General features: G+C 67.3%; 23 protein-coding genes and 1 tRNA gene. 12 read left to right on the top strand and 12 right to left on the bottom strand.

Features of this window, described 5'->3' with window-relative positions:
- Positions 1–65 precede the first annotated feature (65 nt).
- The 6 genes from ACOFKW_RS07165 (at position 66) to tam (ending at position 4,822) form a co-directional block, all read left to right on the top strand.
- Positions 66–659 carry a shikimate kinase gene (locus tag ACOFKW_RS07165; protein WP_419816633.1) on the top strand — a complete coding sequence of 198 codons (594 nt, stop codon included), beginning with the start codon at positions 66–68 and terminating at the stop codon, positions 657–659.
- Positions 656–1,765 carry a 3-dehydroquinate synthase gene (gene aroB / locus ACOFKW_RS07160; RefSeq protein WP_419816632.1) on the top strand — a complete coding sequence of 370 codons (1,110 nt, stop codon included), beginning with the start codon at positions 656–658 and terminating at the stop codon, positions 1,763–1,765. The genes ACOFKW_RS07165 and aroB overlap by 4 nt, the downstream gene beginning before the upstream one ends.
- 122 nt (positions 1,766–1,887) lie before the next feature.
- Complete coding sequence (locus ACOFKW_RS07155; protein WP_419816631.1) at positions 1,888–2,889, top strand: SDR family oxidoreductase; 1,002 nt, start codon at positions 1,888–1,890, stop codon at positions 2,887–2,889.
- Between the two features lie 191 nt (positions 2,890–3,080).
- Positions 3,081–3,254 carry a DUF2256 domain-containing protein gene (locus ACOFKW_RS07150; protein ID WP_419816630.1) on the top strand — a complete coding sequence of 58 codons (174 nt, stop codon included), beginning with the start codon at positions 3,081–3,083 and terminating at the stop codon, positions 3,252–3,254.
- A 24-nt stretch (positions 3,255–3,278) separates the two neighbouring features.
- Positions 3,279–4,055, top strand: a complete 777-nt coding sequence (locus ACOFKW_RS07145; protein ID WP_419816629.1) for a class II aldolase/adducin family protein — start codon at positions 3,279–3,281, stop codon at positions 4,053–4,055.
- Positions 4,055–4,822: a trans-aconitate 2-methyltransferase gene (tam, locus tag ACOFKW_RS07140; protein ID WP_419816628.1), complete on the top strand. Its 768-nt coding sequence runs from the start codon at positions 4,055–4,057 to the stop codon at positions 4,820–4,822. The genes ACOFKW_RS07145 and tam overlap by 1 nt, the downstream gene beginning before the upstream one ends.
- Positions 4,823–4,860: 38 nt before the next feature.
- On the opposite strand, the gene ACOFKW_RS07135 is transcribed toward tam, so the two are convergent.
- Both ACOFKW_RS07135 and ACOFKW_RS07130 read right to left on the bottom strand, forming a co-directional pair.
- A complete protein-coding gene (locus ACOFKW_RS07135) occupies positions 4,861–5,535 on the bottom strand; it encodes an FxDxF family PEP-CTERM protein (RefSeq protein ID WP_419816627.1) in 675 nt (224 codons plus the stop codon).
- A gap of 138 nt (positions 5,536–5,673) precedes the next feature.
- On the bottom strand, positions 5,674–6,051 hold the full coding sequence (locus tag ACOFKW_RS07130; RefSeq protein WP_419816626.1) for a DUF423 domain-containing protein: 378 nt from the start codon (positions 6,049–6,051) through the stop codon (positions 5,674–5,676).
- A gap of 63 nt (positions 6,052–6,114) precedes the next feature.
- Here ACOFKW_RS07130 and ACOFKW_RS07125 point away from each other — a divergent pair, with 63 nt between their 5' ends.
- Complete coding sequence (locus ACOFKW_RS07125; protein WP_419816625.1) at positions 6,115–6,864, top strand: exonuclease domain-containing protein; 750 nt, start codon at positions 6,115–6,117, stop codon at positions 6,862–6,864.
- Positions 6,865–6,941: 77 nt separating this feature from the next.
- On the opposite strand, the gene ACOFKW_RS07120 is transcribed toward ACOFKW_RS07125, so the two are convergent.
- The 7 genes from ACOFKW_RS07120 to ACOFKW_RS07090 form a co-directional block, all read right to left on the bottom strand.
- Positions 6,942–8,765, bottom strand: coding sequence for a monovalent cation:proton antiporter-2 (CPA2) family protein (locus ACOFKW_RS07120; protein WP_419816624.1), 1,824 nt, complete (start codon positions 8,763–8,765; stop codon positions 6,942–6,944).
- Positions 8,762–9,190 (bottom strand): iron-sulfur cluster assembly scaffold protein, encoded by a 429-nt coding sequence (locus ACOFKW_RS07115; RefSeq protein WP_419816623.1) that lies wholly within the window; start codon positions 9,188–9,190, stop codon positions 8,762–8,764. The genes ACOFKW_RS07120 and ACOFKW_RS07115 overlap by 4 nt, the downstream gene beginning before the upstream one ends.
- Before the next feature lie 27 nt (positions 9,191–9,217).
- Complete coding sequence (locus ACOFKW_RS07110; protein WP_419816622.1) at positions 9,218–9,949, bottom strand: PdaC/SigV domain-containing protein; 732 nt, start codon at positions 9,947–9,949, stop codon at positions 9,218–9,220.
- Between the two features lie 101 nt (positions 9,950–10,050).
- Positions 10,051–10,986 (bottom strand): iron-containing redox enzyme family protein, encoded by a 936-nt coding sequence (locus ACOFKW_RS07105; RefSeq protein WP_419816621.1) that lies wholly within the window; start codon positions 10,984–10,986, stop codon positions 10,051–10,053.
- An 85-nt stretch (positions 10,987–11,071) separates the two neighbouring features.
- Complete coding sequence (locus tag ACOFKW_RS07100; protein ID WP_419816620.1) at positions 11,072–11,749, bottom strand: TPM domain-containing protein; 678 nt, start codon at positions 11,747–11,749, stop codon at positions 11,072–11,074.
- Positions 11,749–12,510, bottom strand: coding sequence for a TPM domain-containing protein (locus ACOFKW_RS07095; protein WP_419816897.1), 762 nt, complete (start codon positions 12,508–12,510; stop codon positions 11,749–11,751). The genes ACOFKW_RS07100 and ACOFKW_RS07095 overlap by 1 nt, the downstream gene beginning before the upstream one ends.
- 136 nt (positions 12,511–12,646) lie before the next feature.
- A complete protein-coding gene (locus ACOFKW_RS07090) occupies positions 12,647–13,240 on the bottom strand; it encodes a LemA family protein (protein ID WP_419816619.1) in 594 nt (197 codons plus the stop codon).
- A 157-nt stretch (positions 13,241–13,397) separates the two neighbouring features.
- Here ACOFKW_RS07090 and mscL point away from each other — a divergent pair, with 157 nt between their 5' ends.
- The 3 genes from mscL to ACOFKW_RS07075 all read left to right on the top strand — a co-directional run bounded on the left by mscL (position 13,398) and on the right by ACOFKW_RS07075 (position 16,900).
- Complete coding sequence (mscL, locus tag ACOFKW_RS07085) at positions 13,398–13,826, top strand: large conductance mechanosensitive channel protein MscL (RefSeq protein ID WP_419816896.1); 429 nt, start codon at positions 13,398–13,400, stop codon at positions 13,824–13,826.
- Between the two features lie 36 nt (positions 13,827–13,862).
- A complete protein-coding gene (locus ACOFKW_RS07080) occupies positions 13,863–14,405 on the top strand; it encodes a gamma carbonic anhydrase family protein (RefSeq protein ID WP_419816618.1) in 543 nt (180 codons plus the stop codon).
- An 86-nt stretch (positions 14,406–14,491) separates the two neighbouring features.
- Positions 14,492–16,900, top strand: a complete 2,409-nt coding sequence (locus ACOFKW_RS07075; RefSeq protein ID WP_419816617.1) for a PQQ-dependent dehydrogenase, methanol/ethanol family — start codon at positions 14,492–14,494, stop codon at positions 16,898–16,900.
- Positions 16,901–16,918: 18 nt separating this feature from the next.
- Here ACOFKW_RS07075 and ACOFKW_RS07070 read toward each other — a convergent pair whose 3' ends face one another.
- Both ACOFKW_RS07070 and ACOFKW_RS07065 read right to left on the bottom strand, forming a co-directional pair.
- Positions 16,919–17,911, bottom strand: coding sequence for an acyltransferase family protein (locus ACOFKW_RS07070; RefSeq protein ID WP_419816616.1), 993 nt, complete (start codon positions 17,909–17,911; stop codon positions 16,919–16,921).
- A 142-nt stretch (positions 17,912–18,053) separates the two neighbouring features.
- Positions 18,054–18,139 (bottom strand) — tRNA-Tyr (locus ACOFKW_RS07065).
- Positions 18,140–18,293: 154 nt separating this feature from the next.
- Here ACOFKW_RS07065 and rlmB point away from each other — a divergent pair.
- Positions 18,294–19,055, top strand: coding sequence for a 23S rRNA (guanosine(2251)-2'-O)-methyltransferase RlmB (gene rlmB / locus ACOFKW_RS07060; RefSeq protein ID WP_419816615.1), 762 nt, complete (start codon positions 18,294–18,296; stop codon positions 19,053–19,055).
- 32 nt (positions 19,056–19,087) lie between these two features.
- Here the strand turns inward: rlmB and ACOFKW_RS07055 are convergent, their stop codons facing one another.
- Complete coding sequence (locus ACOFKW_RS07055; RefSeq protein ID WP_419816614.1) at positions 19,088–19,549, bottom strand: hypothetical protein; 462 nt, start codon at positions 19,547–19,549, stop codon at positions 19,088–19,090.
- A gap of 155 nt (positions 19,550–19,704) precedes the next feature.
- Between ACOFKW_RS07055 and ACOFKW_RS07050 the strand changes: the two genes are divergently transcribed.
- Positions 19,705–20,595 carry a hypothetical protein gene (locus ACOFKW_RS07050; protein WP_419816613.1) on the top strand — a complete coding sequence of 297 codons (891 nt, stop codon included), beginning with the start codon at positions 19,705–19,707 and terminating at the stop codon, positions 20,593–20,595.
- Positions 20,596–20,607: the final 12 nt, after the last annotated feature.

The following is a 20,607-nucleotide window of genomic DNA, read 5'->3' as shown; positions in this document are numbered from 1 at the left end:
CATCGGTCGTTTCACACGCGACCACTCTTGGCGCTCGCCCGGACCGGTGTATAGCGACCGGCGCGATGCAGCGCGATGCCAAAAACCTCGAAAGCCGCCCGGCCACTGGTGCCGAACCGCGCCGTGCCTCGCCCAAGGCGTCGCGCACCATCGTCCTGGTCGGGCTGATGGGCGCCGGCAAGTCGACTATCGGCCGGCGGCTCAGCACCCGGCTCGGCCTGCCGTTCGTCGACGCCGACACCGAGATCGAGCAGGCCAGCGGGCTCAGCGTCACCGAGATCTTCGAGAAATACGGCGAGGCCCATTTCCGCGACGGCGAGCGCCGGGTCATCGCCCGCCTGATCGACGGGCCGCCCAAGGTCATCGCCACCGGCGGCGGCGCCTTCGTCAACGCCGACACCCGCGCGCTGATCCTGGCGCGCGCCGTCGCGGTCTGGCTCGACGCCGACATCCAGACCCTCGTCGATCGCGTCGCCCGGCGCGAGACCCGCCCGCTGCTGAAGGGTCGCGACCCGTTCGAAGTGCTGACGGCGCTCGCCGCGGTGCGCAACCCGCTCTATGCCGAGGCGCATATCCACATTTCGTCGAAGCCGTCGCCGCACGACATCACCGTCGCGGCGATCCTGGCGGCGCTGAAGCAGCACGGAACCGAGACATGAGCACGTCCGCAATCACGATCGAGGTGGCGCTGGCCGACCGCAGCTATCCGATCCATGTCGACGCCGGGATCATCGACCGCGCCGGCGAACTGGTCGCGCCGCTGACCGGCAACCGCAGCGTCGCGGTGATCACCGACACCAATGTCGCGCCGCTGTATCTCGATCGCCTGGCCGCCAGCTTCGCCGCCGCCGGGCTGACGCTGGAGCCGATCATCCTGCCCGCCGGCGAGGCGAGCAAGAACTGGCGGACACTCGAGGAGGTCACCGAGCGGCTGCTCGACCTGGGTGTCGAGCGCGGCGATGCGGTGGTCGCGCTCGGCGGCGGCGTGATCGGCGACCTGACCGGTTTCGCCTGCGCCATCCTGCGCCGCGGCTGCCGCTTCATACAGATCCCGACGACGTTGCTGGCGCAGGTCGACAGCTCGGTCGGCGGCAAGACCGCGATCAACGCAGCGGCGGGCAAGAACCTGATCGGCGCCTTTCACCAGCCGGTGCTGGTGCTGATCGACCCGGAACTGCTCGACACGCTGTCCGACCGCGAGCTGCGCGCCGGCTATGCCGAGGTGGTGAAATACGGGCTGATCGACGACCCGGCCTTCTTCGACTGGTGCGAGGCCAACGCCGCCGCCCTGCTGGCCCGCGACCGCGCTGCGCTGGCGCAGGCGATCGCCGTCTGCTGCCGCTCCAAGGCCGCCACCGTCGCCGCCGACGAGCGCGAGACCGGCGACCGCCGCGCGCTGCTCAATCTCGGCCACACCTTCGGCCATGCGCTGGAGGCCGAGGCCGGCTACTCCGACCGGCTGCTCCACGGCGAGGCCGTCGCCATCGGCATGATGCAGGCCTTCGCCTTCTCCGCCGAACAGGGCCTGTGCAGCCCCGCCGACGTCGCCCGCGTCCGCGCCCATCTGTCCGCCGTCGGCCTGCCGGTCACCCCCGACTACCGCGGCCCCGCCGCGACGCTGATCGCGCACATGCGGCAGGACAAGAAGATGAGCGGCGGCAAGCTCAGCTTCATCCTGACCCGCGGCATCGGCCGGGCCTTCGTCGCCAAGGCCGTCGATCTTGCCGAGGTCGAGGCCTTCCTCGACGCGTTCGCGACGCGCTGAACGCAGCAGCCGCGACGGACAGCAAGGCGTCGCCGGCCGACCGCCTGCAACTGCGGCGTTTCGCGCAGAACCTTTGAACTGGATCAGGCGCTTCAGCCCCCGAACCCTTCGGGAGTGCCGAGATGACCGACCAGACCAGCCGCCGTGGACTTTTGAAAACCGTTGCCGTGACAGGCGTCGCCGCCGCCGCTGCGCCGGCTTTTGCGCAGGCCGGTGGCCAGCGCGGCGGCCCGGGCACCCCGGTGCCGACCAGCGATCCGCAGACCAAGTACCAGAAGGAGCCCTTTCCGGAACAGCGCCAGAAGTGGCCGGCCCTGCAGCGCAACATGACGCCGGTGCCGGACTGCGGCGAGGCGAGCTATCGCGGTTCCGGACGGCTCGCGGGCCGCAAGGCGCTGGTTACCGGCGGCGATTCCGGCATCGGCCGCGCCGCGGTCATCGCCTTTGCGCGCGAGGGCGCCGATGTCGCGATCAACTATTTCCCGACCGAGGAGCCCGACGCGCAGGACGTCGCCCGCCTGCTCCGCGGCGAGGGTCACAAGATCGTGCTGATCCCCGGCGACCTGACCGAGCAGCGCTTCTGCGTCGACCTGCCCGGCCGCGCCCACCGCGAACTCGGCGGTCTCGACATCCTGGTCAACAACGCCGCCTACCAGCAGTCGAAGGAGTCGATCGACGAGATCAGCTTCGAACAGTTCGACCGCACGATGAAGACCAACCTCTACGCGATGTTCTACATCACCAAGACCGCCATCCCGCTGATGAAGCCAGGTGCCGCGATCATCAACACCGCCTCGGTCAACTCCTTCACGCCGGAGAAGGAAATCCTCGATTACGCCACCACCAAGGGCGGCATCGCGATCTTCACCAAGGGCCTGGCCAAGCAGCTGGCGAAGCGCGGCATCCGCGTCAACGCCGTCGCGCCAGGGCCGATCTGGACGCCGCTGCAGGTCGCCGGCGGGCAATTGCCGGGCGAGATGAACAAGTTCGGGCAGGAGACGCCGCTCGGCCGCGCCGGCCAGCCCGCCGAACTCGCGCCGCTGTACGTCATGCTGGCCTCGGGCGAGCTGAGCTACACCGACGGCAGCGTCTTCGGCGCCAACGGCGGCACCGGCGCGGTCTGAGCGCCGCGCTTCAGAGGACGCCGAAGGGCGCCCCTACCCCGACCCTCCCCACTCTCGGATCGCAAGTGCTCACCGTGGGGGGAGGCAGCAGTAAGGCAGAGCCGCTTTCTTCCCCCTCCCCCCACGCGAAGCGTAGAGTGGGGAGGGCCGGGGTGGGGGCTCTTAGGCTCAGCCCCAGGTGTTACCCTCCCATGCCGAAGATGCGAGCCAAGTCCGACCTGCCGTCCAAGCCCTGCCTGACCTGCGGCCGCCCGTTCGCGTGGCGCAAGAAATGGGAGCGCGACTGGGACAATGTCCTCTATTGCTCGGACCGTTGCCGGATGCAGCGCGGCGCTTCCCAAACCACTGCCGAGCGCGCAAAATAGGCCTAATTATTGGGAAGGATCGTCATGGCCAGCGTCTTGAAACCGGTCGACAACGTCAAGGATAGCGTCAGCGCCGAGGAGTGGGCGATCCGCGTCGACCTCGCCGCCGCCTACCGGCTGGTCGCCTATTACGGGTGGGACGACCTGATCTTCACGCATTTGTCGGCGCGCGTGCCGGGGCCCGAGCATCACTTCCTGATCAACCCGTACAACCTCATGTTCGACGAGATCACCGCCTCCAGCCTCGTCAAGATCGACGTCGAGGGCAAGCCGGTGATGCCGACGCCCTATGTCACCAACTCCGCCGGGTTCATCATCCACTCCGCCATCCACATGGCGCGCGACGACGCGCATGCGGTGATGCACCTCCACACGAGCAGCGGTCAGGCGGTTTCGGCGCAGGCGGCCGGGCTGATGCCGCTGACGCAGACCGCGATGCTGATCCGCAACGAGGTCGCCTATCACGAGTATGAGGGCGTCGCGACCGACCTCGAGGAGCGCGACCGGCTGGTCGAGGATCTCGGCACCAAGGATGCGATGATCCTGCGCAACCACGGCACGCTGGCGCTGGGGTCGAGCGTCGCGCAGTGCTTCATCAAGATCTATTATCTGGAGCGGGCCTGCGATGCACAGGTCAAGGCGCTGAGCGCCGGGCTCGACGGCCTGTACAACCCGCCGCAGGGCACGCCGGAGAAGGCTAGCGAGCAGGGCAAGATGGGGCTGGGCATCGTCGCCGATCGGCTGGCGTGGCCGGCGCTGCTGCGCAAGCTCGACCGCATGGACCCGGGCTTCCGCAACTAGTGGACTGGTCGGCAAAGCAATATTCGCGGTTCGAGACGGAGCGTAACCGCCCCGTCCTCGACCTGTTGGCGCAGGTTCGTACCGACCCGGTGCGGGTTGCGGTCGACCTGGGCTGCGGACCGGGCAACTCGACCGAATTACTGGCGGCGCGCTTTCCGGACGCGGAGGTGCGTGGGCTAGACAGTTCGCCGGCGATGATCGAGGCGGCACGGCAGCGCCTGCCGGGGGTACGCTTTGCGGTCGCCGATATCGCCGGGTGGCGCGGTGGCGATGCGTACGACCTGATCCTTGCCAACGCGGCGCTGCAATGGCTGCCGGATCACGCGGCGCTGCTGCCGGCGCTGGTCTCGCGGCTCGCTGCGGGCGGCAGTCTCGCGGTGCAGGTCCCGGACAATCTCGGGGAGCCGAGCCACCAGTCGATGCAGGAGGTTGCGGCGCAACCGCGCTGGGCCGAGCGGCTGGCCGGGGCGGCGGACGACTGGGCGAACCGGCATCCGGCGGACTTCTATTACCGCACGCTCGACGGGCTCGGCGTCGCGGTGGACCTGTGGCGGACGACCTATTTCCACCGGCTGGCGGGTGCCTCGGCGATCGTCGAATGGTTCAAGGGCAGTGCGCTCGGGCCGTTCCTGCTGCCGCTCGACGAGGCGGAGCGGGCAGCATTTCTCGACGATTATCTGGCGGCGGTGACGCGCGCCTATCCGGCATTGCCCGACGGCTCGGTGCTGCTGCCCTTCCCGCGCCTGTTCTTCGTCGCGGTCAGGTAGGGCGCCGCCGGTCGGGCGACCGGCGGCGCGTGTATGGTCTAGGCGGCGACTGCGGTCTGGCGACGGCGACGGGCGGCGAAACCGACCATGGCAATGCCGCCGATCATCATCGCCCAGGTCGTCGGCTCGGGAACCGCGGTCGCCGAGACATCGTCGAGGCCGAGGTAATTATCGGTCGAGACCGTGCCGTTGCTGAACGCCAGCGTCGTCGGGCCGGTCGCCGTGAAGGTCGTGCTGAACGACTTCCAGTTGATGCCGAACGCCGTGTCGTCGCTGTTGGTATAGCTGCTGATCGCGCCGGAGTTGATCGACAGGTTGAGCGTGCTCGGCGACAAATACGAGCTCGCGTTACCGCCGGTCGGCGATGCGTTGCCGACGAAGAAGGTCAGTGTGTAGCGCTTGCCGGCAATCGTCGCGATCGTCTGGACGATGCCGTCGGCCGCACCGGTGTTGCCCGCGCCGGTCAGGTCGATCGCGTTGTTGCCGCTGTTCGCGTTGAACACCAGGCCACCCTCGCTATAGCCGCCGTCGATGGTGCCGACGTCGTGTCCGGTAGCCGTCCAGCCCGGGAACGTGTCGCCACCGGCATACAGGATGTAGCCATTGGCCGGCGAAGGCGCCGCTTCGAAGCCGCCGTTGACGACGAGATTGCTGGCAGCAAAAGCCGGACCAGCGACGATCACAGCAGCGACGGCGCTTAAGAGAAACTTCATGGAACACCCCGGTTGATACGCAACCGTTCCAAAGCAAGTTCCATGCCATGGGCGCCAGCCCAATGATTCCAGCAGCTTGTCCCGTTCGCCCGCCGATAATGTTACAATTGTGTAAAGACCGCCGACACTATTCGGTAATTATTTTGTCCTGATTGCCAGCACGCCAACCGCCAACCAACCGCAGATCATCAACGCACCCCCGACCGGCGCCAACGCCGCCACCGCCCGCGGCAAACCCAGCGCCAACCCGTCCAGCGACAGCGCAAAGCACAGGCTGCCCAGCCCCAGCGCCCAACCCGCGCCCCTTACTCTCTTGCTATTGCGCCACCCCAGCAACGCGAACACCGCCACCGCATGCGGCAACTGGAACTCGACCGCGGTCCTGATCCATTCCCGCGCCTGCGGATCATGAATGCCATGCGCCGCGAACGCTCCAAACGCGATCGCCAGCGCCCCATTCAACGCCGCAAGCGCCGGCAGCCAGCGCGTGTTGGAAATCGGAGTGGGGCCAAGCATTGCGACGCTATCGCCCCTCCCTCCAGACTTGGGAAGTGCGTCGCCCTGTCCCATATTCATCATATGAATTCTGTCACCGTCCGCGTCGTCGACCTTGAAACCACCGGCTCCCGCCCTCCCGCCCACGCCGTCTGCGAAATCGGCTGGCAGGACGTCACCCAGGGCGAGGACGGCCGCTGGCAAGTCACCGACTCCCGCGGATCTTCTCTGGTCGACCCGGGCCGCCCGATCCCCGCCGTCACCCAGGCCGTCCACCACATTATCGACGAGGACGTAGTCGGCGCACCGCGCTGGTCCGACATCGCGCCGACCGTGCTCCGCGCCGATGTAGTCGCACTCGCCGCCCACCGTGCCAGCTTCGAGCAACGTTTCTGCACCCCGGCCCTTTCCGGTGGCGCTCGCTGGATCTGCACCTGGAAGTGCGCGCTGCGGCTATGGCCCGACAGCCCGTCTTTCTCGAACCAGGTCCTACGCTATTGGCGCAAGCCGGTCGGGATGGACCGCGACCTTGGCCTGCCCGTGCACCGCGCCCTGCCCGATGCCTATGTCACCGCTCACCACCTCCGCGACATGCTGGCCGTGGTAAGCGTCGCGCAGCTGCTCGAATGGAGCGAAATGCCCGGTCTGCTACCGCGTGTCGTGGCCGGACCGGATCGTGGTAAAGCCTGGCGCGAACTCAATGACGCCATTCTGTTGAGCTGGGCCCGTGATCGTGATGAAGATGTTCGCTATTCGGCGCAATATGAGATCGAACGCCGCGGTGGGGGTGGTCGCGAACCGCCGATAGCGCCTCAAGGTCAATTATTCGGCTAGGCCGTTACGGACATCGAGTACCGCTCTGGGTTGTTGTGCCGAGAGGACGCTATGAGTTGTCGTAGATCCCAAGCCCATCAGGCGGAAACACGTTCGTCTTCGTCGACTACGCCGGAAAATGGGATTTCCCCCAGGGCATCGGGTACGAAGCTGACACCGGGGCGGAAAAGGCGTTCGGCGCCGGAAAGTTGGTCGCCGCTGCACAATTGGAGTTCGAGCCGTTCGGCGTCGCGGCGTCGGAATTCGGCTTCGATTGCGGAGATGGTCTCGGGCTCGGTGCCGAGGACTTCGAGTGTCATTCGGCCGAGGGCGATGGAGCCGTCGAACATTTCGCGACCGGCGGCGTCGACGTCGGCGCGGAGCAGTTCGAGCAGATGAATACGATCATAAGCGCGAGCGATGATCTTGAGATGGGGGAAGGCGGCGCGGATCGGGTCGATGACCTGAGCGGGACTCCATTTGCCGTCGACGGCGAGGACCAGGGCTTGGGCCCCCTCGGCTCCGGCGGCGCGGAGGATGTCGACGCGGCGGCCGTCGCCAAAATAAACGCGGTTGCCGAAAAGCCGGCTGACATCAATGAGTTCCGGGTCGTTGTCGATCGCTACGACTTCGACGCCGCGGGCCAGGAGCATCTGGGCGACGCCCTGGCCGACGCGGCCGCCGCCGACCAGCAGCACGCGGGCGGAGGCATCGCGGTGTACCACGGTTTCCGGACCGTCGAGGTCGGTGCGAACGATCTCGCGGGGGTTGAAGCGGCTGGCGAGGCGGACGAGGAACGGCGTCAGCACCATCGAGCACGTCACCACCGCGCCGAACAGCTGGGCGGCGGAATGGTCGATCAGCAAGCCGCGCTCGGCGGAGGCGAACAGCACGAAGCCGAATTCGCCGCCCTGGGCGAGCAGCAGGCCCATCTGGAAGGCGCGCATCCAGCCGGTGTCGAACATCCGCGCCAGCACCCCGATAACCAACGTCTTGGTCGTCATCAGCGCCACCACCAGCAGCAACACCATGCCGATCTGGTCGCGCAGCACCGTCAGGTCGAGGGTCATGCCGACCGAGACGAAGAACAGCCCGAGCAACAGCCCCCGGAACGGCTCGATGTCGGCCTCGAGGGCATGGCGGTAGGGCGATTCCGCCAGCATGACGCCGGCGACGAAGGCGCCGAGGGCCATCGACAGGCCGAGGCTTTCCATCAGCGCGGCGCTGCCCAGCACGGTCAGCAGGGCGGCGGCGGCAAAGGCCTCGCGGACCTTCAGCTGGCCGATCAGGCGGAACACCGGATTGAGCAGGTAGCGCCCGGCAATGACCAGGATCGACAGCGCCGCGACGGTAAGCAGCGCCTGCTGCCAGCCCGGGATGGCGTGGGGATCGGGAGCGCGGGACAGCGCCGCGACGACGGTCAGCAGCGGCACGATCGCCAGGTCCTGGAACAGCAGCATCGAGAAACTGCGGGTGCCGAACGGCGTGTTGGTGATGTCCTTCTCGGCGAGCACCTGCATGACCAGCGCGGTCGAGCTGAGGCCGAGCGGCAGCCCGACGACGAGCGCCGCCTGCCATGTCAGCCCGGTCAGCAACAACAGCACGCCGGTCAGCGCCGCGCCGCAAGCCAGCACCTGCGCCGCGCCAAGCCCGAAAATATCACGCCTGAGTTGCCAGAGTCGGGAGGGTTTAAGCTCCAGTCCGATGACGAACAGCAGCATGACGATGCCATATTCCGCCAACTGGCTGGCCGAGGCCGGATCGCGGACGAGCCCGAGCGCCGACGGACCGATCAGGATGCCCGCGGCGAGATAGCCGATGACGGCGCCGAGCCCGAGGCGCGTGAACAGCGGCACCAGCACGACAACGGCAAACAGATAGGCGACCGCCTCGCCCAGTACGCCGGTGTCGTGGGTGATCACCGTCGGCCGGCTTGGTCGGCGGCGGCGGCGGCGGCGTCGAAGGCCAGCAGGATCGAGGCGTGGCGTGCCTTGTGCGGCCGCGCCGGCGCGAACACGTCGAGGCCAGGCCAGTCGGCGGGCGCAGCTTCCGCCTCGCCCTTCATGAACGCCGCCAGCCCGTCGCGGGCCTGCGCCAGCTCACCGGCCGAGCGTCCGACGATATGTTCGCCGAGCAGCGCCGCCGAGGCCTGGCCCAGCGCGCAGGCGCGAACCTCCTGCCCGAAGCGACTGACGCGGCCATCGTCATCGAGGTCGACGTCGACCGTCACCCGGCTGCCGCAGACCGGCGAGACGCGCATGACGCTGGCGTGCGGGGTGTCGAGCCGGGCGTGCGGCACCGATGCGGCGAGGCGCAGGATGCGCGTGTTGTACAGGGTCTCGGTCATTGTCGTCCGATATAGGGTGTAGCGGCGTCAGTCGCTTGGGAAAAATGTCGTACGCCACGCCGGCAGCACCAGCGACTTGATCGCGTCGGGCCAGGGCAGCGTGATTTCATAGGCACCTTCGCTGTACGGACCGGCGGCGTAGGGCGGCAGCAGCACGGTGACCGACGGCGCGGCGTCGCCCGCATCGCCGACCGGCGTCATCGCCTGGTCGGACAGTCGCGGACAGGTGTCGAAGCCACCCGCCGGGGTCGTGCCATGCCGCCGACGGGCCTGTTCGACGGCCAGCGCCTTGCAATAATCGGCCTCGATATTCTTGCGGGCCTTGGCCCAGTTACCGAACAGCGCCAGCAACTTGACCGGACGGTGGACGGTCTTGTCCCACAGTCGCACGTCATAGGTGACGTTACCGTGCGCGCCGCCGCTGAAGGTCGAGGTCGTGCCGATCAGCGCCAACAGCCGGGGTGTATCGGCCGCCAGCCGCCAGTCGGTGACGAGGCGGTAGCGACTGAAACCATAGCCCCCCTTCTTGGCGGCGGCGGCGTCGGTGGTCGCGGCCTTCAACGCCTTCGCCCGTTCGGCGGCGGCGGCGGTGCGCAGGCTGCGCAGCAAGGCAGGCTCCAACGCGGCCTCGGGGGCGACGCGCCACCTATAGACCAGCGTCGGCGAGACCAAGTTCTGGAACAGCGCGCTGGCGGGGATCGGCACGGCATTCGCGGGCACCGCCAACGTCGCCAGCGCAAGGGCAATAAGAAACCGCAAGGACCGCCCCACCCGCTCGCACACCGGTGTATCTAGCGGAGGTCGCCTGCGAAATGGAAGGCTGCATTTGCCTGCCCTCGCGACCGAGGGCAGGCGTCAGGTCAGGCGGCGGCGCGCTTGCGCTCCCACAGCTCGGAACGGTACCGGGCAAAGCACCGTGCGCCGCATTCGAGGCGCATCAGCGCACCCTCGGCCAGATAGCGTGCGACCTCGGGAAACTCAGTGACGATCGGGATCAATGCCTCGGCATTCCACGCCGCGCTGTGCTTGACGTCGAGGACCGCATGCAGGTCGAAATAGCGGCGATCCTTGTCGCTGTAGCCCAGCCGGCGGAGACCAGCGGCGACCGCGGCGGAACGTGCCGGTGCCGTCAACTCGATCACGCCGAGGGCGCCGACCGAATGCCAGACCGTCCGTCGTGCCGTCGCAAAGGCGACCATGGTGTTGGCCAGCGCCAAGCTCTCGGGCACCGTCGTCTCGATCTCGGCACGGACGTCAAGGCGCTCGGCGAGAGCGTTGAGCATCGGGCCGTGCATCCCGGCCATGTTGCCGCGGCCCATCTCGTCCCAATAGTTGCGCGCCAGCTCCATCTTGGCGCGGTCGGGCAGCTTGACCTGGGTCAGCGCGACAAGGTCGTCGAACCCGGCCTCGCCGGCAACTTCCTGCTGCAGGAACCAGCGCATCTCGTCGAGCGTGGCGTGCTCCGCCAGCCATGGAAACAGCGGATCACCCTGCCCCGGACCGCTTGCCAGCAGGTCCTCGAACCAGCCGATGAAAGCCTGAGGATCGGTCGGTGCCAACGCCGCACGACCGGCGACGACGCCGCGCTCGGCATCGATCCAACGCCCTTCGAGCTTGCGCATCGCCGTCTCGTCGTCGAGCACGGCTTCCCAATCGCCCTCCGGAATGGCTGTCGCCAGCCGCTCGCGGTTGAAGCGCGACAGGCGCTGCTGGAACCCGCTGGCGCGCCAGTCATCGAGGCGACGTATTTCTGCAGCCCGCGCCGGGGCGCGGGCAGTTTCGATCGGAGTCAACATTTCAGGTCCTCGCCAGACGCGGTTTGCCCACCGCTGTTCATGGCAAGGAAACCAACCGTCGCCGATTCGAGTTCCGGGTGCGACGTCAGAGCTCTATCAGGCGATCCGGCAACTCGTTGGGATTGTCGGATAGTTCGGGCGGAAAGTGCTCCGCCAGGACGCTGCCGGCGAGTTCGACGGCAGCGACGAAACCGCGCCCGGGTTCGCCCGCCTTGAGGCCCGAAATCAACGCGGCGATGGTCGCACCCCAATGTTCGGGCGCGACCTTGGCATAGATGCCCTCGTCGGCGACGACCTCGGCGATATGGTCCGGCATGGCGACGTAGATCAGCACGCCGGTGCGCGCCCGGGTGCGGCCGATGCCCCTTGAGCGGAACTGCGACATCGCCTCGGCATGGACGCGGTCGCGCTTGATCGCCCGTGGCGTCAGTGCGGCGCCCAAACCGGTCCACACCGTCAGCGCCGCGACGATGACGAAGATCAGGACCTGGACCACCGCATAGGCCTCGATGGCGCGGGCGAGGTCGGTGGCCAGGTCGCCGGCGCTCCAGTCGCGCCACGGCATCAGCTGGGCGAAATCGAAACCGAGCATCACCGCCGCCAGCGGCAGCGCGAACGCCAGCAGCGTGGCGACCGTCAGCCCGGTCGCGGTGTAGCGGTGCCGCCCCTCGTTGACGATGCAGACGATCTCGCCTGAGGTGTGCAGCTCCGCCGCTGCGATAGCGCCGGCAATGGCGGTGCGGTCGGCGTCGGTGAAGCTCATTACCAGCTACCCGACGCGCCGCCGCCACCGAACGAACCGCCGCCGCCGGAGAAGCCGCCACCGCCACCACCGCCTCCGCCCCAGTCGTCGCCACCGCCACCGCCCCACGAGCTGCCGCGGCTGCCGCTGTTCAGGACGCTGCTGGCGACGCCCCACAGGATGGCATTGCCGAGGCCGGAACTGCTGCGGCCGCGACGACCGCGGAACATCGAGAAGGCCAGCCAGATCAGCACGATCGCCAGCCATACGAAGCCGCCGGCACCGCCGCCGCTGTGACGCTTGGCGCGCGGCTGCGCCTCGGCCGCCGCGACATTGGCACGAGCCTCGCCGGGCGCCAGCTGGAGCTGGGCGATCAGCGCGTCGGTACCGGCGACGATGCCGCCGGGCAGGTCGCCCGCCTTGAAGGCGGGAAGGATGTTACGCCGGATGATGGTCTCGCTGAGCGCGTCGGTGAGACGGCCCTCCATGCCATAGCCGGCCTCGATGCGGACCTTGCGCTCAGTCGGCGCGACGAGCAGCAGGACGCCGTTGTTGGTGCCCTTTTGCCCGATGCCCCACGCCCGGCCGAGCTGGTAGCCATAGTCGGAGATGTCGTTGTCCTGCAGCGACGGCACGGTGGCGACGACCAACTGCGTACCGGTCGCCGTCTCCAGCGCCTCCAGCTTGGCCGTCAGCTCGGCGACGGTTGCCGGCGGCAGGACATTGGCGGCGTCGGTGACGCGCCCGGCCAGCGGCGGAAAGGTCGGCGCGGCCTGGGCCATGCCGGCCTGCCCGAGCAGCAGCACGAGCAAGGCGAGCAGCAAGGCGCGCACGTCCCCGATCGTCACCCCGGGGTGACGATCGGGGTTCGCGTGCGGCCGGGATGTGCTGGTCGCGAACGACCGCGTCGGGTTCATCCTAGAATGCCACCGTCGGTGCGTTCTGCGCTCCGGCGCTGGTCGCCTTGAACGGCTGCAACGGCTTCGAACCGTAGATGACCTTGGCGCCGATCACCGCCGGGAAGGTGCGGATCGTGGTGTTATAGTCGCGCACCGCCTCGTTATAGTCGCGGCGCGAGACGTTGATGCGGTTCTCGGTGCCCTCAATCTGCGACTGCAGGTTGAGGAACTGCTCGTTGGACTTGAGGTCGGGATACTTCTCGACGCTGACCAGCAGGCGGCCGAGCGAGCTCGACAGTGCGCCCTGCGCCTGTTCGAAATTGGCGACGGCGGACGGATCGCTGAGCTTGGTCGGGTCGACGGTGACCGAGGTGGCGCGGGCGCGGGCGTTGGTGACCTCGACCAGCACGCTCTTCTCCTGCGCCGCATAGCCCTTCACGGTGGCGACGAGGTTGGGGATCAGGTCGGCGCGGCGCTGATAGCTGCTCTCGACATCGGCCCAACGGGCCTTGGCGACTTCCTCCTTGGTCGGGATGGTGTTGACGCCGCAGCCCGACAGGCTCGCGACGGCAGCCAGCGGCAACGCGATGCGGGCGAAAGTACGGACGGACAATTCAGGTCTCCCTCGACGACAGCCGGAATGTCCGGCCAGACAGTCGTAAGATAAGTGTATTACGCGTGCGCAACAGGGGTTTTGAAAATTAATCCGTCGTTGCACGATCGCGGCGTTTCGGCTGAATAGTGCGCGAGCACGCAAAAGGGAGATGAACGTGTTTGCAGAGTTCAAGGCATTCATCGCGCGCGGCAACGTCCTCGACCTTGCGGTCGCCGTCATCATCGGCGCAGCATTCTCGCGGATCGTCACCGCACTGACCGACGACATCATCATGCCGGTGATCGGGCTGATTACCGGTGGCCTCGACTTCTCCAGCTATTTCGTGCGGTTGGGCGAAGTGCCGGCGGGCTATACGGGTTCGCTCAACGATTACGCGGCACTGAAGAAGGCCGGCGTCGCGCTGATCGGCTACGGCGAATTCGTCACTGCGCTGATCAACTTCCTGATCGTCGCCTTCGTCATATTCATGCTGGTCCGTGCGGCCAACCGGGCGTTCGCCATCACCGCCGCCGCGCCGACGGTAACGCCGACCGAGACGCTGCTCGCCGAAATCCGCGACGAACTCCGGCGCCGCCCGCTATAGCCAGCGGCTGGACCATAGCCCTGGGAGTTTTCGCCTGTGCCGATCTATTCGCTCGACGGTGTCGCGCCTGAGTTCGCCGACCGCAGCCGCGCGTGGCTGGCACCCAGCGCCGAGGTGATGGGGCGGGTCCGCATCGGGCTCGACGTGTCGCTGTGGTTCGGCACCGTGGTGCGCGCCGACAACGACCTGATCGAGCTCGGCGACGGCTGCAACGTCCAGGACGGCGCGATGGTGCACGCCGACCCCGGTACGCCGACCTCGATCGGCGCGGGCTGCACCATCGGCCATCACGCGATCATCCACGGCGCGACGATCGGCGCGAACAGCCTGGTCGGCATGGGCGCGACCATCCTCAACCGCGCCGTGATCGGCGAGAACAGCCTGGTCGGGGCGAACGCCCTGGTGACCGAGGGCAAGGTGTTCCCGCCAGGCTCGCTGATCGTCGGCGCCCCGGCCAAGCTGGCGCGCCCGCTGACCGACGCCGAGATCGCCGGGCTCCGGCTGTCGGCGGCCTCCTATGTCGCCAACGGCAGGCGTTTCGCCGCAGGGCTGCACGAGATCTCACCCAGCGCGGAGTAGCTGTATATCATATTGGTGCAACGCGTCCGAATGTGCGAGATAGCGGGCAACACAATGCCGCGAATGCGGCTAATCCGGGGAATCACATGGTTCGGCTTGCAGCATTCGGCAACGGTCAGCGGCTGCGCTTGCCGCTCGTGCTCGCAGCGGGGCTGCTTTGCGCGGTCGCCGGCCAGACCCAGCCGTCCGACACGGTGGTCAATCCCCAGGCCAAGGTGCCCGGTGCCGCTGCGGCCGGCAAGGCGGTCTTCGACAGTGCCTGCGCGGTCTGCCACAGCGCCGGCGGTACCGGCGGGCGCGGCCCGGCACTGAACACCGGCACATTCTCGCGCGGAGGCGAGGACGCGCAGCTGTTCGCGACCATCCACGACGGCATCAAGGGCAGCGGCATGCCGTCGTTCGCCGCCCTGCCCCAGGACGATATCTGGCGGGTCGTCAGCTACCTGCGCACCTTGGCGCCCGGCGGCGGCAGCGGTGGTGGCGCCGCGACCACGACCGCCGCCGCGGGCAACGCCGCCAACGGCCGCACGCTGTTCTTCGGCAAGGCCAAATGCTCCGCCTGCCACGAAGTCAACGGCCAGGGCAGCGACCTCGGCCCCGACCTGTCCGCCGTCGGCGCGGGCTCCCCGGACGCGATCGCCGCCGGCATGCTCCACCCGCCACGCCGTGGCCGGCCGACCGGTCGCTGGGTCGATATCGCGCTGAACAGCGGCGGCACCGTCCGCGGTTACGTCACCGCAGAGGACAGCTTCAACATGGTGCTGCGCGACGTCCAGGGCGCCACCGTCTCGGTCGACCGCAAGACCGTCCGCAGCGTCACCCCGGCTCCCGTGGCACCGCCCCCGACCGACCTCAGCCAGCTGCTGTCGACGACCGAGCAGGCCGATGTCGTGGCCTATCTGTCGGCCCAAAAGGCGCGTGACGTCTCGGGCGCCATCAAGCTCAGCAAGGCCGGGCCACCCAGTCCGGCACGACTGGTCGCCAGCGCGGCCGAGCCGCAGAACTGGCTGACCTATTGGGGCAGCTACAACAGCCATCACTTCTCGGAGCTGAAGCAGGTCACCAAGGCCAATGTCGGCGGCCTGCAGGCCCAATGGGCGGCCGCCTTGCCCGGCCAGTCGGCGCTGCAGGCGACCCCGCTGGTCGTCGACGGCATCATGTACGTCGCCGGCTCGCCCGGCGAGGTCCAGGCGATCGATGCCCGGACCGGGCTGCGCATCTGGCGCTTCGTCCGCAAGCAGGACGTCGTCAATCCCTACCAGATCAACCCCAGCAACCGCGGCGTCGCGGTGATGGACGGCCGGGTCTTCGTCGGCACCCTCGACAATCTGCTCATCGCCCTCGACGCCCGCACCGGACGGCAATTGTGGGAGCAGCGCATTGCCAACACGCTGGAAGGCTTCACGATCACCGGCGCCCCGCTGGCGGTGGCCGGCAAGGTGATGGTCGGCGTCGGCGGCGGCGAGTACGGGCTGCGCGCCTTCCTCGACTCCTTCGACGCGGCGACCGGCAAGCATCTGTGGCGCTTCAACACCGTCCCCGGCCCTGGCGAGCCCGGCAACGAGACGTGGCCGGGCGACACCTGGCAGCGCGGCGGCGCCGGCGTCTGGCTCACCGGCTCCTACGATCCGTCGCTGAAGCTGCTGTATTACGGCATCGGCAACCCCGCTCCGAGCTTCAACGTCGCCGTCCGCGCCGGTGACAATCTTTACTCGGACAGCGTCGTGGCGCTCGACCTGGAGACCGGCAAGCTGCGCTGGCACTACCAGTTCACGCCGAACGACAGCCACGACTGGGATTCTGAAGAAGCGATGGTGCTGGTCGACCGCAAGATCGACGGCAAGGACCGCAAGCTGCTGGTCCATGCCGATCGCAACGGCTTCTACTACACCCTCGATCGCACCAACGGCCGCTTCATCAGCGGCGTGCCGTTCGTCCGCCAGACCTGGAACGACGGCTTCGATGCAGCGGGGCGGCCAAAGGTCCGTCCGGCGTCCATCGCCAACGAGGCCGGCAGCGCAGCCTTCCCGGGCGTCGCCGCGACCAACTTCCAGGCGCCGAGCTACGACAAGGTCCACGACCGCTTCTACGTGGCCTTCATCGACAGCGAGGGCGCGATCGCCTCGGAGGCCCCGGCGTTCCAGAAGGGCAAGACCTTCGTCGCCGGTCGCCGCGCCACGCCACCGCCGCCGGTCTCCGTCCCGGTCCAGGGCATCAAGGCGCTCGATGCGACGACGGGCAAGGAACTGTGGAAGTTCGAGCTGATCCAGCAGTCGCTGTCGACCGGCGTGCTGGCGACCCGCGGCGGCGTGGTGTTCGCTGCCTCCCCGGAGGGCAATCTGCTCGCCCTCGACACCGACAACGGCAAGCCATTGTGGCATTTCAACACCGGTGGCCGGATGAGCGCCTCGCCGATGTCCTATGCCATCGATGGTCGCCAGTACGTCGCAATCTCGGCCGGCAACACCGTCTACAGCTTCGCCCTGCCGCAATAGGGACGATTGTGCGCCCGCCTATGCCAGGCTGTGCCGGCGATCCATCGCCGGTGACCGCAGGCGTCGGCGGGCGCGTTCCAACGGGCGGTCGACGAAGCTGTAAAGCGCCAATGTGACGACGATCGTCACGAGCAGCGCGACCGCCTTGCCCAGCGCTCCCGTCGTCACGAACGTCATGCAGAAATAGATGATCGGACCCTGGACGAGGTACAGCGGGTAGGACAGATCGCCCAGCATCCGGTCCATTGCCGACGACGGCTGATTGACGTTCCAGGCGACGAACGGCGCCAGCACCAGGGTCAAGCCGACGAAGACCGTGTCGCTCCACCAGATATCGATCGGCTTGACGAACAACGGCCGCGATTGCGGGATCGCGAAGACCAGCGCGGCGAGCAGCACGAACGCCACCAGCGACACCAGGGCCAGTCGCCTGGATGGTGACCAGCGGTACAGCCAGATCATCGATCCGACCGCGAACGACGGCGCCCATGCCATTACCGTGAAAATACCCTGACCCAGCAACCAGGTGCCGGCCAGCGTCACGATCGCCAGCGCAGCCAGGCCCAGTTGGAGGCGGTACGGTGCGGGTACGGACCGCACCACCGCCAGTACACCCGCGATGCAGATGTAGAACTGCATCTCGATATCGAGCGACCAGATTACCCCGATCACGTCACCGTGACGGGTCCCGAGGCCGAGCAGACCCAGCGTCGAGGCGAGGCTGCCCCGAGCCGGCAGGTCCAGTTCGTAACAGGCAACGGCAACGGCGGTGGCGACGATCGCCATCAGGGGCCAGACCCGCATGAACCGGTCCAGCAGGAACGCGATCACCGACGGCGACGGTCGCGTCTCGTATAACCGGGTTACCCAGAAGCCGCTGAGCATGAAAAAGACGACGACCGCAGGGCGACCGATGTTGAAGTAGGAGACGTGGGAAACGAATACGGCGACCGCCAGCAACAAGCGAAGTGCACCGGGTGCGAGCCACGATGCGGAAGCGGTCTTTGCCATTGGAATCATAGCCTCCGCAAATGTTTGCGGGACTGTTCGAAGCCTGCAATCCTAACGGTGATGGCAGGGCTATATCATAAAAACGTTAATGCTATCAGGTTGTTACGCTACCGCTACGACCTGATGAAGCTGTTGGGGAACGTGGTGGAGGGGGTTGGATTTGAACCAACGTAGGGCGAACCCGGCAGATTTACAGTCTGCTGCCATTGACCGCTCGGCCACCCCTCCACGGAGCGTCCCGCGCACCGGCAAGCCTGCACGCGGAGGCGGGTTAGTGGCGAACCAGCGGCGGTGTGTCAACGCCTAGTGCGGAGCGGAGCGATTGAAAGCCGGTCGATGCCCGGCCTAGTGCAGCGCGCCCGGACCGACTAAGGGGCAGCGCATGGGACGCAGACCACATCCACGCAACGCACAGGCGCAACGCAGTCCGTGGCCACGCCTGTACGGCCGCCACGCGGTAATCGCCGCGCTGTCGAATCCGGAGCGGGTTCACCGCAAGCTCCACATCACCCATTCGGCGATGAAGCAGCTGGAGGCGGAATACGACCTGCCCAAGGGCTTCAACGTCCAGTTCGGCGATGATTCGGACCTGGGGCGGCTGGTTCCGGCCGACGCGCCGCACCAGGGCATGGTGCTGGAGGTCGAGCCGCTCGACAGCCGCTATCTCGGCGATTTCCTCGGCGATGATTTCGGCAAGCGTCCGCTGGTCGTGCTCGACCAGGTCACCGATCCGCACAACGTCGGCGCCATCCTGCGCTCCGCCGCCGCGTTCGGCGCGGTGGCACTGGTCACGCAGGACCGCAATTCGCCGACCGAGTCGGGATCGCTAGCGCGTGCCGCCTCGGGCGCGCTGGAGCTGGTGCCCTGGGTTCGCGTCGTCAACCTGGCGCGCGCGCTGGGCGAGATCGGCGACGCCGGCTATTGGCGCATCGGTCTCGACGGCGCCGCGACCCGCAACATCGACGATGCGCTGTCCGACACCCGCCCCGCCCTGGTCTTCGGCGCCGAGGGCGAAGGCTTGCGCCACAACACCGCCGAACATTGCGACGAACTGGCGAAGCTACCGATCAGCTCGAAAATGGAGAGCCTGAACGTGTCGAACGCCGCGGCGATCACGCTGTATGCGGCGGCACGGCGGCTTTAGCGCCGCCATCGCCGCGGCGGCGCAGTTCGCTCTCAGCCGCGCGGTATTTTCTGTCCTTCACCGGCTCGTTTGACGAGACCAAGCGAGACGAGGCGCTGACGCAGGGTTTCCCGCCCGGTCGCGACCTGTCGCTCTGCCTGCTGCAACCTTGCCGCGGCGTATCGGAGGTCGCCGGTGCCGGGGCTGTTGCCGGGCGTGAACATGGCTTCCAGGTCCCGGGAGGCTTGCTCGGCAAGGGGTTGGAAGCGAGCCGTCTCGATGAACAGGCAGCAGAGTTCGGCGCGTTCCGGGCTGCCGGGCGGTTGCAGCCGCGCACCGCGTACGAGAATCTCCTGCATGGCGCGCTGGTCCATTGGCGCCGCGCTGGGCCAGAGCGGCTCATCGGCGACAGGCAGAACCATTCGTCGGAGCTGCTCGATCGCAGCCTTGTCACGAAAAGTCATCCGTCCGCCGTCGGGCGATTTTCTCGCCATTTGAACGAATGGCCAGATCAATGAAGCCTCCCGTCAATTCGGCCGATTTGCCGATCGCTCATTAATCAGTCAGAAACTATTGCAGCTGTCTATCCAAACTTCGCGAGGGTGAGATGTCAGACGGAAGCGTTGGCGCGAATCCATTTCAGCATTCGGGAGTAACCAGCGCAGCTGCCGTGATTCTCGGCCGGGTCGACCTGAAGGTGGCGGCCGCCTTTTACGACCGGATCACTATTCTGGACGTGGACGTACTGCCCCAGACACTGCCCGAGGTACTTGGTCCCGACTTCGAATATCTTTGCGAGCGGGGCATCATCGAGGTCTGTCCATTCGGCGGGATCGACGATTTCAAGCAGGGGGACGCCGGCTATAAATTTGCCGCGGCAATCCAGACGCATCTCTCCGCCACCGTGTTCAGCAGCCTGAAGGACAAGAAGCGTATCGGCGAGATCGCGGGCAACGGCATGGCCCGTCTGCATGTCGCCATGGCGAGCAGGCGTGAACCCGGCGCGACGTTGACACCGATCGTCACGGCACGCCTCGTGGACCGGGGCTTTGGCGAAGAAGTCCATCTCGACCGGCTCCCGGTGCTCGATGACGCGAGCCTGGAAGAGCTGTTGCCGGTCCGGGCAACGGCGACGCGCGTCATCTTCGATCAGCTGCCGCTGCCGTCGCGGTCGACGCCCTGGGAGGAAATCCTCGCCTTTCGTGCCGAGGCCGATACCGGGCTCTATGCGGCCCGGCTCAGGATATTGCTCAAGAAGCTCGGGGCGGAGGCAGACCGCGGCCATGCCCGTGATCTGATACGGTCGGAGTATGCGGATTTCGAGGCGCGTTTGCGTGGCATGAAGCAGACGCGGCAGCTGGCAGGCACCCAGATGCTCCTGCCGTGGCTGGATACGATCCATAACCTGGTCAAGGCGGTTGCGCTGGCAAAGCCCAGCGAGGCGGCACAGCCTTTCGTCACGATGCGGAAGCAGCAGATCGAGCTGAACGAGGCCGAACGCAAACTGAAGAGCGATCCGTATTACATGATCGAGCACGTGCGATCCCGGCTGGCCTGGTAGGCCAACCGGTCA

This window comes from Glacieibacterium sp., assembly GCF_965200405.1.
Taxonomy (GTDB): Bacteria; Pseudomonadota; Alphaproteobacteria; order Sphingomonadales; family Sphingomonadaceae; genus Glacieibacterium.
This window is presented reverse-complemented; position numbering and strand designations above follow the sequence as displayed.

Bases quoted from the DNA above. Each gene is read 5' to 3' on its own strand.
- ACOFKW_RS07070 (WP_419816616.1), bottom strand. From the start codon at position 17,911: ATGGCAAAGACCGCTTCCGCATCGTGGCTCGCACCCGGTGCACTTCGC.
- ACOFKW_RS07105 (WP_419816621.1), bottom strand. From the start codon at position 10,986: ATGTTGACTCCGATCGAAACTGCCCGCGCCCCGGCGCGGGCTGCAGAA.
- aroB (WP_419816632.1), top strand. From the start codon at position 656: ATGAGCACGTCCGCAATCACGATCGAGGTGGCGCTGGCCGACCGCAGC.
- rlmB (WP_419816615.1), top strand. From the start codon at position 18,294: ATGGGACGCAGACCACATCCACGCAACGCACAGGCGCAACGCAGTCCG.
- ACOFKW_RS07095 (WP_419816897.1), bottom strand. From the start codon at position 12,510: ATGGCCCAGGCCGCGCCGACCTTTCCGCCGCTGGCCGGGCGCGTCACC.
- ACOFKW_RS07115 (WP_419816623.1), bottom strand. From the start codon at position 9,190: ATGACCGAGACCCTGTACAACACGCGCATCCTGCGCCTCGCCGCATCG.
- ACOFKW_RS07075 (WP_419816617.1), top strand. From the start codon at position 14,492: ATGGTTCGGCTTGCAGCATTCGGCAACGGTCAGCGGCTGCGCTTGCCG.
- ACOFKW_RS07155 (WP_419816631.1), top strand. From the start codon at position 1,888: ATGACCGACCAGACCAGCCGCCGTGGACTTTTGAAAACCGTTGCCGTG.
- ACOFKW_RS07100 (WP_419816620.1), bottom strand. From the start codon at position 11,749: ATGAGCTTCACCGACGCCGACCGCACCGCCATTGCCGGCGCTATCGCA.
- ACOFKW_RS07165 (WP_419816633.1), top strand. From the start codon at position 66: ATGCAGCGCGATGCCAAAAACCTCGAAAGCCGCCCGGCCACTGGTGCC.
- ACOFKW_RS07135 (WP_419816627.1), bottom strand. From the start codon at position 5,535: ATGAAGTTTCTCTTAAGCGCCGTCGCTGCTGTGATCGTCGCTGGTCCG.
- ACOFKW_RS07145 (WP_419816629.1), top strand. From the start codon at position 3,279: ATGGCCAGCGTCTTGAAACCGGTCGACAACGTCAAGGATAGCGTCAGC.
- ACOFKW_RS07150 (WP_419816630.1), top strand. From the start codon at position 3,081: ATGCCGAAGATGCGAGCCAAGTCCGACCTGCCGTCCAAGCCCTGCCTG.
- ACOFKW_RS07130 (WP_419816626.1), bottom strand. From the start codon at position 6,051: ATGCTTGGCCCCACTCCGATTTCCAACACGCGCTGGCTGCCGGCGCTT.
- ACOFKW_RS07125 (WP_419816625.1), top strand. From the start codon at position 6,115: ATGAATTCTGTCACCGTCCGCGTCGTCGACCTTGAAACCACCGGCTCC.